The 13,513-nt window shown below is 66.1% G+C and carries 10 protein-coding genes; 2 read left to right on the forward strand and 8 right to left on the reverse strand.

The genetic code is table 11. The features are described from left to right. From C7C56_RS27040 to C7C56_RS27070, 7 genes are all read right to left on the reverse strand, one after another. On the reverse strand, positions 1-694 hold a 694-nt coding region (locus C7C56_RS27040; RefSeq protein WP_146204667.1), incomplete at its 3' end, for a fibronectin type III domain-containing protein. A gap of 380 nt (positions 695-1,074) precedes the next feature. Further along, positions 1,075-1,737 carry a hypothetical protein gene (locus C7C56_RS27045; RefSeq protein ID WP_146204668.1) on the reverse strand — a complete coding sequence of 221 codons (663 nt, stop codon included), beginning with the start codon at positions 1,735-1,737 and terminating at the stop codon, positions 1,075-1,077. A gap of 246 nt (positions 1,738-1,983) precedes the next feature. Beyond that, positions 1,984-2,475, reverse strand: a complete 492-nt coding sequence (locus C7C56_RS27050; protein WP_106760437.1) for a hypothetical protein — start codon at positions 2,473-2,475, stop codon at positions 1,984-1,986. A gap of 274 nt (positions 2,476-2,749) precedes the next feature. Further along, positions 2,750-4,171 (reverse strand): IgA Peptidase M64, encoded by a 1,422-nt coding sequence (locus tag C7C56_RS27055; RefSeq protein ID WP_106760438.1) that lies wholly within the window; start codon positions 4,169-4,171, stop codon positions 2,750-2,752. Between the two features lie 105 nt (positions 4,172-4,276). Continuing rightward, entirely contained in the window at positions 4,277-5,551 is a 1,275-nt protein-coding gene (locus tag C7C56_RS27060) for a cyanophycinase (protein ID WP_106760439.1), read from the reverse strand. Between the two features lie 158 nt (positions 5,552-5,709). Next, positions 5,710-8,445, reverse strand: a complete 2,736-nt coding sequence (locus tag C7C56_RS27065) for a TonB-dependent receptor (RefSeq protein WP_106760440.1) — start codon at positions 8,443-8,445, stop codon at positions 5,710-5,712. A 24-nt stretch (positions 8,446-8,469) separates the two neighbouring features. Next, positions 8,470-9,450 carry a MurR/RpiR family transcriptional regulator gene (locus C7C56_RS27070; RefSeq protein ID WP_106760441.1) on the reverse strand — a complete coding sequence of 327 codons (981 nt, stop codon included), beginning with the start codon at positions 9,448-9,450 and terminating at the stop codon, positions 8,470-8,472. A 218-nt stretch (positions 9,451-9,668) separates the two neighbouring features. Here C7C56_RS27070 and C7C56_RS27075 point away from each other — a divergent pair, with 218 nt between their 5' ends. Together C7C56_RS27075 and C7C56_RS27080 are read left to right on the forward strand one after the other, a co-directional pair. Beyond that, positions 9,669-10,787, forward strand: a complete 1,119-nt coding sequence (locus C7C56_RS27075; protein ID WP_106760442.1) for a succinylglutamate desuccinylase/aspartoacylase family protein — start codon at positions 9,669-9,671, stop codon at positions 10,785-10,787. Further along, a complete protein-coding gene (locus C7C56_RS27080) occupies positions 10,784-12,172 on the forward strand; it encodes a YfcC family protein (RefSeq protein ID WP_106760443.1) in 1,389 nt (462 codons plus the stop codon). The genes C7C56_RS27075 and C7C56_RS27080 overlap by 4 nt, the downstream gene beginning before the upstream one ends. A gap of 254 nt (positions 12,173-12,426) precedes the next feature. Here C7C56_RS27080 and C7C56_RS27085 read toward each other — a convergent pair whose 3' ends face one another. Next, entirely contained in the window at positions 12,427-13,344 is a 918-nt protein-coding gene (locus tag C7C56_RS27085; RefSeq protein ID WP_181373388.1) for a hypothetical protein, read from the reverse strand. Positions 13,345-13,513: the final 169 nt, after the last annotated feature.

Below are 13,513 nucleotides of genomic sequence, written 5' to 3' on the forward strand. Positions count from 1 at the left end.
CCGCGCCCGCCGGCGCCAGCGTGGCGCCGGCGGCGGCGCTGGTCGCGCCCCGGCCGCTCGGGCGCAGCGCGGTGACACGGTACTCGTAGGCGGCGCCCGCCTGCAGGCCGGTGTCGCGGTAGAGCGTGACATTGGGCCCGACCGAGCCGATGGTGTGCCAGTGGCGGCCCGCCTTGCGGCGCTGGATCTTGAACTCGGTCTCGTCCGGCGTCGCGTCGGACCACTCGAGCATGACGTCGGTGCTGTTCATCGGCTGCGCCACCAGCCGGCGCGGCGCGGCGGCGAGGTCGTAGTCGGCCTTGGTGGCGGCGCGCCCGGGGGTCGTCAGGATCACTTGCGCTGTGGAGAACACCGGCGCGGACGCCTCCTGCCCAAGGGCGGCGACGCGGTATTCGTAGGCGCTCTCGTACCGCAGGTCGGTGTCGATGTAGGTGCGTGCGGCGCCATCGACGCGGCCCACGGCCACCCAGCCGCCGCCCGACGGCAGGCGGCGCTCGACGCGGAAGCCGGTCGCCGCCGGCGCATTGCTCTCCCAGGAGATCAGGGCCTGGTGAGGGCCCGGATAGCTGCGCGCGCTGACATCGTAGGGGGCGCCGGCAAGCTGGGCCGAGGCCGGCACGGAGGCGGCGGCCAGACCGCACAGCAGGGAAATCGCCAGGTACACAAGATTCAGTTTGATTCTATTCGTCTCCAAAATTTTTTCATTGCGCCCCAGCGCGTGCTGGAACGTTGCCCTAAAAGCCGCTCCCGCCAAAACGGAACCGTTTCCATTTTTTGCTGTTCGCGTGGCCCGGAATTGGCTTGACCGAGGAGTCGCCCGCAATAGTGATCGGATCGCACCGTCCCATCAATTGCGAAAATGCGGAATGGGCGTCATGCACTTTCACCCATTGCCCTCAGTCATCGGAGCGATGGCAAGGGGAAGCACAGCGCGCAGGGGGCGGGGTTGCCGGTTCAACGCAGCGGCGTGCGCGGGCGGGCCCGCGGAATGGGGACTAATGCCGGCCGGAGCCGGGCGCCGCAAGGGGCATGGCGAACAGCCCCCGCCCCGCATGGCGCCGGGCATTTATTTATTCAGTGCCGGACCAGCAATGCCTGCGTGGCGCCCTCCCCCGCGCCCTGCTCGGCCGCCGCTGGCACGCCGACGGAGGCGTCGGGCGCGGGCGCGCCAACCCGCGCCGACTGCGCGGCGAGCAGGTCATGGCGCCGGTATGCGCGCTCCATGCGGTACCAAGTCACGATTGCAGCGGCCAGTCCGACAAGCACGGCAATCGGCCCTGGCACCTCGAAGCACAGCAACAGGTTATTGACCGCCGCCCCGCCCCAAACGGCCGATGTGGTCTTGAGCGTCAGGCGTTTTTCGGATTCGGGCAGCGTCTCGGCAAATTTTGCCACGCCTATTTTGAGTCCCGTTATGAGCATCAAGCCGAGCGGGGACGTCGGCACCAGCGGATTCATCTCGACCGCCCCGGCCGCCAAGGCGATGCCGGTGCTGACGCCGTCGGCGATAGCGGCCGCGGTCGCATGCGCCACGTCGCCGATCGGAGACTCCTGCGCTGGCGCGGCGACGATGACGGCCGGCGGCGCAGGCGCTGGGACGCCTGCCGCCGCGTGCACCGGGGCCGGGGCCGGCGCAGATTCGCCACCGGGCTCTTGGCAATGGGCGCACAACGCATACCCGAAGCCAATAATCCAAATGAGCAATTTCGATGTCAGTGCATGGGAGTGGTGCTGCATGGCCGCCTCCTTGTTGCCTACTGTTGAACATGGAACGGCATGGCGCCGCGTCTTTTTCAATCGTAGTAATTCAACAAGAAATCGGTATTGCTTGCATCAAGGGCACACCGATTCGCACCCGCGCGGATCAAACCAAGCCTTGATAATTCGACCGCACGAACAAAGCTGCCGGGCAGAAAAAAAGCCGCGCAGCACTGGGCTGGCGGCTTTCCTCGCTATCGGCCCTCGCGGGCGGCGCAGCGATGCTTACTTGGTAGCGGCTTTTTTGACGTCAGCAGCGGCTTCGGCCTTGACTTCGACGGTCTTGGCGCGGGCGATCGCCTTGTCGGCGCCGGCGTCGACCATGACTTTGACGGCCTTTTCGTCGGCTTTGATCATCGTCTTCTCGGCCTTCAGGTCGCCCGCGGCGACTTTGGCGTCGGCCTTGGCCGATGCCTTCATTTTGTCTTCAGGATCGGCGGCGGCGACCTTGGCTGCCGCTTCGGCGCGCGTCTCGGCGGCCTTGGCGGCTGCTTTTGCCTTGCGTGCATTCGCCTTGGCGACTGCCTTGCTTACTTTCATGTCGGCCTTGGCAACATCTTTGTTTTCGTCAACGATGGCTTTGGCGACTTCCTTGTCGGCCTTGACTTCGGCCTTGACGACTGCAGGCGTCGCGGGAGCGACAACTGCGGTTTCCGGATGGGCGTAAGCGGCGGTTGCGAACAGGGCAGCGATCAGGGTGGCGAGTAATTTATTCATTGGGTAATCCTTAAAGTATTGATGGTGCGTATGGAGGGAGACCTCGTGGACCTGTGCGACGGGCGGCATTGTGTGCGCCCGGGTGGTCACCGTCTAAAGTTCTTTCTTGTAACTTTTTATTTAAAGAACCTACCGAGAATAGAAGTTGTCACGGCTGAGGTCTGTGCGCCAACGCACATTCGTAATGACACTTTGTAAGCGCCGCCACGGATGGGGATCGGCCCGCAGAAAGCGCGCCGGCGCCGGGGCGCGCCAGCAACCACGGGCCGTGTGCCTAGCGGGCCGGCGCCGCGGGCGCGTACAGATCGATGATGGCGCTGATGCCATCCTTACAAACGTTACAGAATCTTTCACTGCGGTCGAACATCAGGCACTGCATCTCGGACCGGTAGAAGCCTTTGGCCTCGTAGTTGGCGCCTTCGAAGGCGCCCGCGTGGTGCCGGTGCGGGGCGGCCGAGAACAACTTGTTGGTGCGCGCGAGGTCCTCGCGGAACAGGGCGTTCATCTCGGACTCGGGCCGGTTGGCCGCGCGCAGGGCGGCGCGCCGCTTCTGGTAGGCGCGCGACGCCTCCTCGTATTCGGCCTTCGGCCACGGGGTCGGCAGCGCGGTGCCGGCCTTGACGTGCTTGTTCCATTTGAGCCTGGACGGGTCGCGCAGCGCCGTCACGTTCGGCTCCCACGGCTCCATCCGCGAGCCGCTCGACTGGTAGGCCACGGGCGAGGTGTAGTACTCGTCGGCCAGGCCGGCGAAATGGTGGCCGAATTCGTGCACGAACAGGTAGTTGGCCCAGTCGTTGCCAGCGGCCACGGTGCTGAACTGGCCGAAGATGCCGCCGCCGCCGTAGGTGTCGTTGTTGACCAGGATTTCGATGAACTCGTAGGGCGCGTGCTGGGCGATGTCGCGCAGGGCGCGGTTGTCGAGCGTGAGCACATAGCGTTCGCTGCCGAAGATGTCGTAGCGCGTGCCCAGCTTTGATGCGCGGTGCACCCCGGTCGAGGGGCGCGAGACGCCCGCCTCGGCGGTCGGCACCGCCAGCGCCCACACATTGAAGTCGCCGGCGCGCTCCTTGAACGGCGAGACGGTGAACAAATGGGCCGACAGGCGGCGCGCGGCGGCCTCGAATTTGCCCATGTCGGCCACGGTGTAGCCGTCGCCCATGATCAACAGATCGACCTTGCGCGGGGACGGGCCGCTGACCCGGATCGCCAGCGGCTGCGCGCCCGAGGCGGGCTGCTTCCTGACCACCTCGGGCGCGTCGGCGTCGACCTCGACGCTCCAGGCGACCGAGAACTGGTTGCGCTCGTCGCGCCTGAGGATGCGCACGCGCACCGGCTTGTCCTGCTTCGGGAAGCGCACCGACTCCTGGAAGCCGCGGTTGATGCGGCTGGCCTCCTCGGTGGTGCGCCACTCGCCGAAGATGGTCGAGAAGCCGCGCGAGTACAGCAGGTCGCCGGTCTTGGCGTCGACCACCTCGACCCGGTTCTGGCCGCGGTCGGTGTCATCGAGGTTCCGGCCCAGGTCGCCCGGCCACGGCAGCGGCTCGATCAGCACCCGCTCGAGCGCGTACTGCTCGCTTAGCGCGTTGCCGCTGTGGGTGTAGTCGACGCGCACGGTGGCGGGAGGCGTCGCCTGGGCGGCGCAGGCGGCGAACAACAGCGCGGCCAGGGCGGGCAGGCGTTTACTGGGGAAGGGCATGGCGGGTCCTTGCAGTGGGATCGTGTCGCATTGTAATCCCGCCCGCAAGGGCCCTGGAGCGCTTATTTGTGCCGGCTGCTTATTTGTGCCGGCCTGTTTGCACCCTTATTTGTACTGGTAGACCGGCTGGCGTATTTCGATCGGCCGGATGTCCATGCGCAGCTTGAACACCGAGACCCCGTCCGTGACGGCCGAGTTGTAGCCGACGCTTTCGGGCACCATGGTGAACCTGAATTCGAAGCCCTGCTCCGGCCGCACGTCCTTGGGGCCACCGAAGGCGATGCCGACGGCCTCGGACTGGTCGCTGTCGACCAGCTTTTTCATCAGTTGCGCCACCGTCGTGTGGCCGAGGATGTCGGCCGAAAACAGGCTTTCGCGGTAATACGGCTTGGCCCGGTCGATTTTGCCGCCGGCCACCTTGTCGGCCGACGGCGTGAACACCCCGGTCGCGAGGTTGTAGCGGTCGCCGTTGTCGAGGTAGCTCATGCGCGCGTTGCTCATGTTGAAGCCGGGGTGGAAGCGGTCGACCGTGGCCGAGCCGAGCTCGATGAGCAGCGCGCCGGCGTAGCCGAGCACTTCGACCTCGCGGTCGGGGCCGACGATCATGGCGGTGTTCTCGTCGATCCCGAGTCCGAGCTTGTATCCCTTGTGCAGCATGGCCGGCAGCATCCGCGCGAAGCGCCCGCGCACCAGCAGGTGCTGGTCGACGAACACGTGCTCGCCGATGAAGCCGAGCCCGGGCGCCAGCGCGCGCCCGTCGTTGACGCCCAGCTTGAGCGTGTCGAGCACCGGCTTGGCCTCGTTGAACATGGAGCTGCTCATGATGGCCGCGCCGGCGCTGGTGCCGGCGATGACGCCGCCGCGCCGGTACATGTCCCACAGGGCGTCGAGCACCAGCGTGTTGCTGCCGTCGGGGCGGCGCAGCGCCTGCGTGATGCGGGCCTGGTCGCCGCCGACGAAATAGGCGCCGCCGGCCTCGCGCACCTGCCTGGCGATGTCGGCGTCGTCGGCCAGCTCACGGTAGTCGGTGCCGGCCAGCTTGACCGAGACCGGCGCCAGGAAGGCGTCGGCGCCGTAGGCGCGCAGGCGCTCGACGTCGAGCTTGCCGGCGCGGTCGGGGAGGTTCGCCGCCGACGGGAACACGGCGATGCGCGCGCCCCTGCCGCCGGCCAGCGCCACGATGCGCTCCCAGACGGGCGCGTTGGCGGTGCGCAGCGAGCCACCGATGATGACCAGTGAACCCTTGATCTGGCCGGCCCCGGCCCGCGCCGCCTTGGTCTGCCCGTCCTTGGCCGGCGCCGCGGCGAGCGCCTGGCCCGACAGGCCGGCGGCGAGCGCCAATGCGAGTGCGATACAGCTTCGACACAGGATGTTGAACATAAAAACTCCTCCTTTTTTGGCGCCACATTGCGTTGATGTCAAATGAACCCTACGGTAGACGCCGTTTCGCCGCGCTGTCATGCTAAAACGCAATTAGTATACAAAAAAAGGGGCGAGCCCGGCATGCGCTCGCCCCAAACGGTACGGTTAAGACGCGATTACTTGAACGCGTAGCTCACGCTGAGGAAGGCGCTGCGTCCGCGCGGGTCGGTGTAGGTCGGATCGTAACCGGCGAGGAAGAAGTACGCCTGGTTCGAAAACGGCGGTGCCTTGTCGAGCAGGTTGAGCACACCCATGCGGACCTTGAGGGCCTTGGTGATGTTGTAGCTGCCCGTCAGGTCCCACAACGAATAGGCCGAGACGTCGCGCGCCGGCAGCAGCTGGTTGGCCACCGGATCGTAGGTCGTGTTCTGGTCGGTGTAGCCGGACGAGAACTGGTTGGCCAGCGTGGCGCTGAACGGGCCCTTGTCCCAGCCGAAGCTGATGCGGTGGCGCCATTTCTGGATCACCTGGTCGTTGAGGAACAGGCCGAGGTTGCTGCGCTCGACTTCGAGTGGACCGAACTGGCGGTCGTAGGCGAGCACCAGGGTGCCGCTGACGTTGACGCTGAAGCGGCCGAGCTCGCTCGCCTTGCTGCGGTAGTCGGCGCCGATGTCGATGCCCGAGGTGTTGAGCTCGCCCTGGTTCTCCTTCTGCAGCAAGATGTTGCTGATGAAGCCGTCTTGGTCGCGCTGGATGTACTTGCCGTTGTACTTGGCCGGGTTGTCGACGATGATCTGCTCGCCCAGCGTGCTGATGACGTCGGTCTTGTTGATGCTCCAGTAGTCCGCCGTCAGGGTCAGGCCGGGCGCCGCCTCGAACACGGCGCCGAGCGAGAACTGCCTCGACTTCTCGGGCTTGAGGTTGGGGTTCGAGCGGCGCTCGACGGCCCACTGGTCGGTGCAGTTGTTGATCGTGTCGAGGCCGCTCGAGACGCACTGCGGGTCGGTCAGGAAGCTCGAGGCGCTGCCGAAGGTGGTCGGACGGTTCAGGTCGGCCAGCGACGGGGCGCGGAAGCCGGTGCCGGCCGAGGCGCGCACCAGCATGGTCTTGTTGGGCTGCCAGCGGATCCCGACCTTCGGATTGGTGGTGGCGCCGACTTCGCTGTAGCGGTCGTGGCGCAGGGCGAATTGCATCTCGACCTGCTTGGTCAGCGGGGCGACCACCTCGGCGAACACCGAACGCACGGTGCGGCTGTCGTCGGTCGCCTCGAGGTTGGGATTGGTGCCGGTGCTGCGGTCGCCCGCGATATTGTTCGACAACAGCAGCGCCGACGGCGTGAAGGTCGTGTTTTCGCGGCGCAATTCGCCACCGACGGCGAGCGCCAGGTCGCCGCCGGCGAGCGTCATCAGCGACTTCGAGATCTTGCCGTCGATGGCGGTCGAGACGCCCTTCGACTTGCGCGCCTCGTCATTGACCTTGATGCTGTTGATCAGGTCGATGCCGGCCTGCGACGACGGGCCGAACGGATTGATGGTGCCGTTGCGCACGCCGGCGTCGAATTTGTCGAACAGGACGTAGCCGTTGGTGTATTTGTCGACCGCGGTGTTCTGCGCCCGGCTCAGGCCGAGGTCGTAGTCCCAGCCGCCCACGATGCCGGTCGCGCCGAGCACCACGCGCTGCGCGCTGCTGGTCACTTCGCTGGTGCGGTTGCCGGCCTCGGTCATGCGGTAGCGGATGCCCGAGAAGGTCGGCGACATGCCGGGGCCGCTCAGGGCGGCGCGGTACGGCTGCGGCAGCACGCTGACCGGCAGGTTGCGGATGCGCTGTGGATTCGGGCTGAGCACGTAGTGGCTGTTGGCCTGGGACTGCACCAGCTCGGCGAACACCTGGTGGTCGTTGTTGACCTGGAAGGTGGCGCGGCCGATGAAGCTGACCTTGCGCGACTCCGGATAGATCTCGGTGTCCTGCATGTAGTCGTAGCTGCAGGCGAGCGGGCCGCCGGGGCCGGCCGGCGCGTACACCGTGGCCGGGCCGTTGCAGGTCGGCGAGCTCGGGTTGATGCGGGTGCGCGTGCTGCCGACCGGCAGGACGCCGGCGGCGATCAGCGCGTTGCGCTGGCTGCTCGAGATATCGACGTTGGCTGGGTAGGTGTTGGACGACATCAGGGCCGGCAGGGTCGTCGCCAGCGGGCGCGAACGGATGAACTCGCGCTGGCTCGAACGCAGCGACTCGAGCTGCTGGACGTCGAGCACGCCGAACACGTTGAAGCGGTCGGTCGACAGACTGCCGAAGCCGGCGCTGACGCTGGCCGTCTTTTTGCCGGCGCCGCCCTCGCCGGTGGCGGCGATCGAGGCGTTCATGTCGGCGCCCTGGTAGTCCTTGCGGGTGATGAAGTTGATCACGCCGCCGATGGCGTCGGTGCCGTAGATGGCCGAGGCGCCGTCCTTGAGGATCTCGACGCGCTGGATGGCGCCGGCCGGGATGTTGTTCAGGTCGACGCCCGCGTTGTCGCCGGGGGAGGCGAAGTTGGCCAGCCGCCGGCCATTGAGCAGCACCAGCGTCGACGACACGCCGATGCCGCGCAGGTTGGCGCCGTTGAAGCCGCGCTGGCCCGAGGTGCCGTCGGTGATCGAGGCGCCGTCCGACAGCGGCGCGGTGTTGGCGCTGATGTTCTTGAGCAGCTCGGCCGCCGTGGTCACACCGCTTTTCTCGATGTCCTCGCGTTTGATCAGCTGCACAGGCAGCGCGGTCTCGTTGTCGATGCGCTTGATCGACGAACCAGTGATCTCGACGCGCTGGATCGGCGCGCCGGCGGTTTGCGCCAGGGCGCTCTCGCTCATCATGCCTACTGCGGCCGCGATGGACAATACCAGTGCCGTCTTGCGCGGCAGTTGCGTGTGTTGGTGACTCATTTCCCCTACTCCCCTGTAATGTTTCTACGTTTTGTTGTCGTTACGGATGCGACGGCGCGGGCCGTCCTTGGTACTGCTGCTCTTTGAATCCTGGCTGGCGCCGACCAGGTAGGCCGAAATGGCCTCGGTCAGGCGCGAAGCCTTGGCCACGTTGGCCTTGTTCGATACCATGAGGGACGCGACCAGCGCCTCGATGACGGCGATCGCCGCGCCCGAGCTGCTCGGCAGGATCGGATGGCCGCTCGGCGCGTACAGCACATGGTTGCCCAGGCCCGCCAGCGGCGAGGCCGGCGAGTCGGTGATGGCGACGATGCTCGCGCCCAGTTCGCGCGCGAAAGAGCCGAGCCGGACCACGTCGAGCGCGTAGCGCGGGAACGACAGGATCACCAGCACGTCCTTGGCGGTGATGTTGGCCAGGTTGGCCGCCGCGACCTCGGTGCCGCCGTGGCCGGCGACCTCGATCACCTGCTGGCAGAACGGCTGCAGGTGCATCGCCAGCAGTCCGGCCAGGTGCGACGACAGCCCGAACCCCATCACATACACGGCGCGGGCGCGGGTCAGCAGCGAGACCACGCGCGCCACCTCGGCGGCGTCGAGCGCGTCGCCGCTGGCGCCGATGTTGGCCACGGCGCAGGCCAGGCTGTCGAAGGCGGGCGCGGTGCCGGACTTGCCGCGGGCGATGCTGGCGCGCAGCTTGTCGACCGGCTGCTGCACCGACTGCAGCGTCTCGGCCACCTCGCTGCGCATGGCCGAATAATTGGCGTAGCCGATGTCGCGCGCAAAACGGCTCACCGTCGCGGTCGAGACCTGGCACATCGCGGCCAGCTCCTCGATCCCGAGCGCGGTCACGCGCAGCTGGTTGCGCAACAGGTAGTCGGCGATGGCGCGCTGCGAGGCCGAACCGTCGGCCAGCGCCTTGAGCAATGCGTGGCCGATCGACGATTGTGCGAACGCGATCTGGCTAGAGGCGAAGTCGTTGCTGCTGTCTGGTCGCGCTGGTTTCATTTAATGCATCCTTGGTAAGCATGAGTGAAAATAAATTTTCATCATTCTAACTTACGGAAAATTTTCAGTGAGATCGACTCTACCTATAACAAAAATAAAACTCAACACATTTCTGTAAAATTTTTTACATACGATTTACTTCGTGTAAAAAATAATACATAATCGGTCCAACGCGGTCCGACGCGGCCTCCATCAACCTCCAAGCCAGCACCCAGACAATGCAAGTAAAAACCCAAGCGATATCGAGCTCCGAGAGCAGCACCCACTACCAGCTGACCAGCCTCCACTACGGCCAGCCGGGTCGCGGCAAGAAGGTCTATATACAGGCGGCGCTGCACGCCGACGAGGTGCCTGGCATGCTGGTGGCGCAGTTCCTGCGCACCGAGCTCAATGCGCTCGAGGCGGCCGGCAAGATCAACGGCGAGATCATCCTGGTCCCGGCGGCCAACCCGATCGGGCTGGCGCAGGCGATCCAGGGCGCACCGTTCGGCCGCTTCGACCTCTCGACCGGCACCAACTTCAACCGCAACTACAAGCATGTGGCGGGCGAGCTCAAACTGTCGCTGGCGGGGCTGCTCGGATCCGACGCCGATGCCAACGTGGCCCTGATCCGCGCGCACGCGCGCGCCTCCATCGCCGCGTGGCAGCCGCGCACCGACGCCGCCGTGCTCAAAAAAATCCTGCTCGGGATGGCGGTCGACGCCGACATCGTGCTCGACCTGCACTGCGACAACGAGGCGGTGCTGCACATCTACGCCGGCACCCCGCTGGCGCAGGCGGTCGCGCCGCTGGCCGCCCTGCTCGGCGCGCGCGCGGTGCTGCTCGCGCTCGAGGCGGGCGAGGAGCCGTTCGACGAGGCCTGCAGCCGCCTGTGGTGGGACCTGCAGACCCATTTCGGCCCCGACTTCCCGATTCCGCCGGCATGCCTGTCGACCACGGTCGAATTGCGCGGCGAGGCCGACGTCGACTACGGCCACGCGGGGCGCGACGCGGCCGCGCTGCTGCAGTTCCTGGCGCACGCCGGCGTCGTCGACATGCCCCTGTTCCCGCTGCCGCGGCCGCTGTGCGACAGCACCCCGCTCGAGGGCGTCGAGCCGGTGGTGTCGCCGCACGCGGGCGTGCTGGTGTTCCACCGCGCGCTCGGGGAGCATGTAGAAGCGGGGGCGGCGCTGGCCGACGTGATCGATCCGGTCAGCGGCGCCACCACCACCTTGTCCACCACCGTGGCCGGCGTGTTTTTCGCGCGCACGGCTCACCGGCACGTCTTGCGCGGCATGGATATCGGCAAAATCGCCGGCGCCAAGCCGTTCCGCACCGGCAAACTACTGAGCCAATGATGAAACTTAGAATACCTAACACCTTCGTCCTGCTGTTCGCCATCCTGGCGATGATCGCGCTGGCCACCTGGCTGGTCCCGGGCGGGAAATACGAGACCCATGTGGTCAACGGCAGGACGCTGGTCGACGCCGGCTCGTTCCATTACGTGCAGAGCGCGCCGCAGGGCCCGGTGGCGCTGATGATGGCGCCGATCAAGGGCTTCGTCGAGGCGGCGCTGATCATCGGCTTCGTGCTCATCGTCGGCGGCGCCTTCGCGGTGCTGCAAAAGACCGAGGCGATCGACTCCATGATCAAGTCGATCGCCAAGGCGCACGCGCATTCGCCGTTCGTGCGCGCCGCCCTGATACCGGTGTTCGTGACCATGTTCTCGCTCGGCGGCGCCACCTTCGGCATGAACGAGGAGGCGATCCCGTTCGTGCTGATCTTCGTGCCGCTCGCGCTCGCGCTGGGGTACGATTCGATCACCGGGGTCTCGATCCCGTTCCTCGGCTCACAGGTGGGGTTTTCGGCGGCCTTCCTCAATCCGTTCAACGTCGGCATCGCCCAGAGCATCGCCGGGGTCCCCGTGTTCTCGGGGATCGGCTACCGGATGATGGTGTGGCTGCTGATGACCGTGGTCACCGTCGTGTTTTTGATGTGGTACGCGGCGCGCGTCAAGCGCGACCCGACGCGCAGCCCCACCTACGCGCTCGACAAGGAGATCCGCAAGCTCAAGACCACCGACTTCAGCGATTTTGCCGGCATGACGCGCACCCACAGCGCGGTGCTGTGGATTTTCCTGGCCACGCTGGTGACGATGGTGTTCGGCGTGGTGCGCTACGAGTGGTTCATCGAGGAGATCGCGGCCCTGTTCCTGGTCATGGCGATCGTGGTCGGCCTGGTCGGACGGCTCGACTCGGACGAATTCGTCGGCGCCTTCATGCAGGGGGCGAAGGACCTGGTCACGACGGCGCTGGTGATCGCTCTGGCGCGCGGCACCGTGATCCTGGCGCGCGACGCACAGATCATCGACACCATGCTCCATTCGCTGATGCCGCTGGTGCAGTCGTCGAGCACAATCTTCGCGGCGCAGAAGATGTTCCTGATCCAGACCGTGATCAACTTCTTCATCCATTCCGGGAGCGGCCAGGCCGCGCTGACGATGCCGATCATGGCGCCGCTGGCCGACCTGGTGGGCGTGACGCGGCAAACGGCGATTTTGGCGTTCCAGTTCGGCGAACTGACCACGCCGATGATCCCGACCTCGGGCATCACGGTGGGCATCCTGGCGCTGGCGCGGATTCCCTGGATCACATGGGCGAAATGGATGATTCCGCTGCAGTTGATCTATCTGGTGCTGGCCTTGCTGTTGCTGATTCCGCCTTGCCTGATGAATTGGCAGTAGGGACGGCAGGAAAATCGGCCGCATTCAAGCGCCATATTGGCGCCGCCGCCCCGGTCGCGAGGTTTCTCCCGGCCCGGGCGGCCGCCAATGAAGATTTTTTGATCTTCATTGGCGCACTTTCCCCTCAATTGCAGACGCCGGCAACGCCCGGCGTCCCGCACCACGCCCTCCGCGACCACCATTTCGGCGCTGCAACTGCGCCAGCGCGGCAATGATCGGTTCTGCCAGGTTTGCCCCCATGTTTCGCCCAGTCCCTACGGTTTGTTCACAGCCTTGCACGCGGCCTCATTGCGGGCGCTGCCGGCGCACAGCCGCGCGCGACATTCGGCCGCCTTCGCCGATCCCTTCGGGCCGCATTGCTTGAGCTTGCGCGCGGCGGCGGATTGGCGATTGCCATGCGACACCAGCGCTGCGAGCAGGATGACGTCGTTGTCCGCCGCCTTGTTCGCCGCGTTGTCCGCCGCCTTGTTCGCCGCGTTGTCCGCCGCCTTGTCCGCCGCCTTGTTCGCCGCGTTGTCCGCCGCCTTGTCCGCCGCCTTGTTCGCCGCGTTGTCCGCCGCGCTGTCCGCCGCCGGCTTGCGCGCACGCTGTGGCGCTTTTTTGGCAAGCACGGGCCGCCCGGACTTGTTGGGGGGCGTCTTCTTGACCCGCTCCGGTTTTCGACGGGTCTCTTGGACCAGTTGAGGCGGTTTCGGGGCCGGGGCCGGCGCCACCAGCAGCAGTTTCGGAAGTGGATCTGGTGCCAGCGAGGGCGCTCTGGGGGCAAGGGCTGGTCCCTCGGGAATGTTTTTTTCCGGCCCGCCAATGGCGGGCGCGTCCGGCGCCACATCGAGGATGACCGCGGCCGACACCTCCGGCTCCGGCTCCGGCCCCGGCGCGGGCGCGGGCGCCGAAGCGGGCGCGGGCTGCGCCGGCGCCACGGCCGACTGCTCGGTCAGCAAGGCATTTTCGTTCTCGGTGTCGACGACAACCCAGGCCAGCGCGCCCGCGCAGATTGTCACGGCGGCGACCGTGGCGAAAATCCATCTGCCTTTGCGGCCCTTGGGCCGCCCGGGCCCCGCGTTGCCATCGAGGCTGCTCAAAATCCGATGGCGGTCCGCCTCGGCTTGCTGTTCAGAGGAAAGAAGACTGGGGCGGCCGGAGGCCTGACGGGGATCATCGCGCTTTTGCAAAGCTTGCTCCTCATTAATTTACGCATAACTTTACGTCAATAAACAATCGCGCGGAACTTATTAACAAGCCAACTGTGCAAGAACATACACAAACCAACTCTTGATTGAGATAGAACAGACTTTGCCCGATATTCGATCGCGCCCTGGATTGCCCTATCTGTAAGATATA

Origin of the sequence: Massilia glaciei (genome assembly GCF_003011895.2) — a bacterium.
Classification (GTDB): domain Bacteria; phylum Pseudomonadota; class Gammaproteobacteria; order Burkholderiales; family Burkholderiaceae_D; genus Telluria_A; species Telluria_A glaciei.

Excerpts from the sequence above, each read along its gene's own strand:
- C7C56_RS27045 (WP_146204668.1), bottom strand. The coding sequence starts at position 1,737 with ATGCAGCACCACTCCCATGCACTGACATCGAAATTGCTCATTTGGATT.
- C7C56_RS27050 (WP_106760437.1), bottom strand. The coding sequence starts at position 2,475 with ATGAATAAATTACTCGCCACCCTGATCGCTGCCCTGTTCGCAACCGCC.
- C7C56_RS27055 (WP_106760438.1), bottom strand. The coding sequence starts at position 4,171 with ATGCCCTTCCCCAGTAAACGCCTGCCCGCCCTGGCCGCGCTGTTGTTC.
- C7C56_RS27060 (WP_106760439.1), bottom strand. The coding sequence starts at position 5,551 with ATGTTCAACATCCTGTGTCGAAGCTGTATCGCACTCGCATTGGCGCTC.
- C7C56_RS27065 (WP_106760440.1), bottom strand. The coding sequence starts at position 8,445 with ATGAGTCACCAACACACGCAACTGCCGCGCAAGACGGCACTGGTATTG.
- C7C56_RS27070 (WP_106760441.1), bottom strand. The coding sequence starts at position 9,450 with ATGAAACCAGCGCGACCAGACAGCAGCAACGACTTCGCCTCTAGCCAG.
- C7C56_RS27075 (WP_106760442.1), top strand. The coding sequence starts at position 9,669 with ATGCAAGTAAAAACCCAAGCGATATCGAGCTCCGAGAGCAGCACCCAC.
- C7C56_RS27080 (WP_106760443.1), top strand. The coding sequence starts at position 10,784 with ATGATGAAACTTAGAATACCTAACACCTTCGTCCTGCTGTTCGCCATC.